The following is a 2200-nucleotide window of genomic DNA, read 5'->3' on the forward strand; positions in this document are numbered from 1 at the left end:
ATACGGCTGGGATCACGCCGGTCGGGGGCCTGTATCAGCGTGCTGAAGGCCACGCCAAGCGCTTCGGCAATGAGATCCAGGGTGGTCAGGCTGACATTCTTCTCGCCCGCCTCGATGGCCACCAGCATCCGCCGGCTGACCCCGGAACGCTCCGCCAGCGCGGCCTGGCTCAGGCCGGCATCGCCACGCAGGCGGCGAACGTTCTGGCTGACATGCTGCAGCACCGATGCGCGGTGCTCGGAATCTTTGTGCACTATATTGCTCACTGGTAGGGGATGCGCAGTATACTGCCCACTTTGTGGCGAATTGTGCGCCGCCCCTTACGAGTGTGCAAGGCCATGATCCAGCCCCCCGCCAGCAAACCCACCGTCGCCTTTCGCCTGAGCAAGGCCGAACTGGTGCTGGTGTTCATCACCATGCTCTGGGGCGGCACCTTTCTGATCGTGCACAACGTCATGACCGTCAGCGGGCCGATGTTCTTCGTCGGCCTGCGTTTCGCCGCCGCCGCCTTGTTCGTGGGGTTGGTGTCGGCGCGTTCGCTGGCGGGGCTGACCCTCACCGAGCTCAAGGCAGGCATGCTCATCGGTGTCTCGATCATGCTCGGCTACGGCCTGCAGACCATGGGGCTGCAGACCATCAGCAGCAGCCAGTCGGCATTCATCACCGCCCTCTACGTCCCCTTCGTGCCCCTCCTGCAGTGGCTGATTCTGGGCCGCCGCCCGGGCCTGATGCCCAGCCTGGGTATCTGCCTGGCCTTCGTCGGCCTGATGCTGCTGGCCGGTCCCGAGAGCGGCACCCTGCGCTTCAGCGAGGGCGAGCTGGTGACCCTGATAAGCGCCGTGGCCATCGCCGGCGAGATCATTCTCATCAGCCGCTATGCCGGCAAGGTGGACGTGCGCCGGGTCACCGTCGTGCAACTGGCCACCGCGTCGGCACTGGCGTTCCTGATGATCGTGCCGACCCAGGAGCGCATTCCCGACTTCTCCTGGCTGCTGCTGGTCAGCGCGGTGGGCCTGGGCGCAATGAGCGCGGTAATCCAGGTGGCGATGAACTGGGCGCAAAAGTCGGTCTCGCCCACCCGCGCAACCCTGATTTACGCTGGCGAACCGGTGTGGGCTGGCATCGTTGGGCGTATCGCTGGCGAACGCTTGCCGGGCGTGGCGCTGATCGGCGGGCTGCTGATCGTCGTGGCGGTGGTGGTGAGCGAACTGAAGATCCGTCGTCGGGACGAAGCCGTCCCGGCGCAGGACGAGCAGGCACGTCAACGCGAAGTCGGCCTGTAAAGTGCCCACGACCCGCTATGCTTTGTAAGAAACTGTTATAAAAAAACAGCTTGTCACAGCACATTTGTAGGATCCTGCAACCGCTTGCGTGTTGGTGATCAACCGCCCGGCACGTATGATCCTTGGCAAACTTCTCAGAACAGAACGCTATGTCATTGATTGTGCTATTGCTTCTGCCCTTCGTGGGCAGTTGCCTGGCGGCTGTCCTGCCGCACAACGCACGCAACGCCGAGTCCATTCTCGCCGGGCTCGTGGCCTTGGTCGGCACCGTCCAGGTGGCGTTGCTGTACCCTCAGGTTGCCGATGGCGGCGTCATTCGCGAAGAGCTGCTGTGGCTGCCAAGCCTGGGCCTGAACCTGGTCCTGCGCATGGACGGCTTCGCCTGGCTGTTCAGCCTGCTGGTGTTGGGCATCGGTACCCTGGTATCGCTGTATGCGCGCTACTACATGTCGCCCCAAGACCCGGTGCCGCGCTTCTTCGCCTTCTTCCTGGCCTTCATGGGCGCCATGCTCGGCCTGGTCATCTCCGGCAATCTGATCCAGCTGGTGTTCTTCTGGGAGCTGACCAGCCTGTTCTCCTTCCTGCTGATCGGCTACTGGCATCATCGTGCCGACGCCCGTCGTGGTGCCTACATGGCGCTGATGGTGACCGGAGCAGGCGGCCTGTGCCTGCTGGTCGGGGCCCTGCTTCTCGGCCATGTGGTCGGCAGCTATGACCTGGACAAGGTCCTGGCTGCCGGCGACACCATCCGCCAGCATGCGCTGTACCCGGTGCTGCTGCCCCTTATCCTGATCGGCGCCCTGAGCAAGAGCGCGCAGTTTCCCTTCCAGTTCTGGCTGCCCCACGCCATGGCAGCGCCAACCCCCGTATCCGCCTACTTGCACTCGGCGACCATGGTCAAGGCCGGGGTGTTTCTG

General features: G+C 64.0%; 3 protein-coding genes. 2 read left to right on the forward strand and 1 reads right to left on the reverse strand.

Annotation, left to right across the window (positions count from 1 at the left end; genetic code table 11):
• The coding region (locus N5D48_RS26050) for a helix-turn-helix transcriptional regulator (RefSeq protein WP_279889011.1) at nt 1-254 on the reverse strand (254 nt) is incomplete at its 3' end.
• An 84-nt stretch (nt 255-338) separates the two neighbouring features.
• Between N5D48_RS26050 and N5D48_RS26055 the strand changes: the two genes are divergently transcribed.
• Together N5D48_RS26055 and N5D48_RS26060 are read left to right on the forward strand one after the other, a co-directional pair.
• On the forward strand, nt 339-1283 hold the full coding sequence (locus tag N5D48_RS26055; RefSeq protein ID WP_279889012.1) for a DMT family transporter: 945 nt from the start codon (nt 339-341) through the stop codon (nt 1281-1283).
• Nucleotides 1284-1432: 149 nt separating this feature from the next.
• A partial coding sequence (locus N5D48_RS26060; protein ID WP_279889013.1) for a proton-conducting transporter membrane subunit occupies nt 1433-2200 on the forward strand: 768 nt, incomplete at its 3' end.

The sequence above is a fragment of the Pseudomonas sp. GD03858 genome, from assembly GCF_029840925.1.
In the GTDB taxonomy this organism is placed as follows: Bacteria; Pseudomonadota; Gammaproteobacteria; order Pseudomonadales; family Pseudomonadaceae; genus Aquipseudomonas.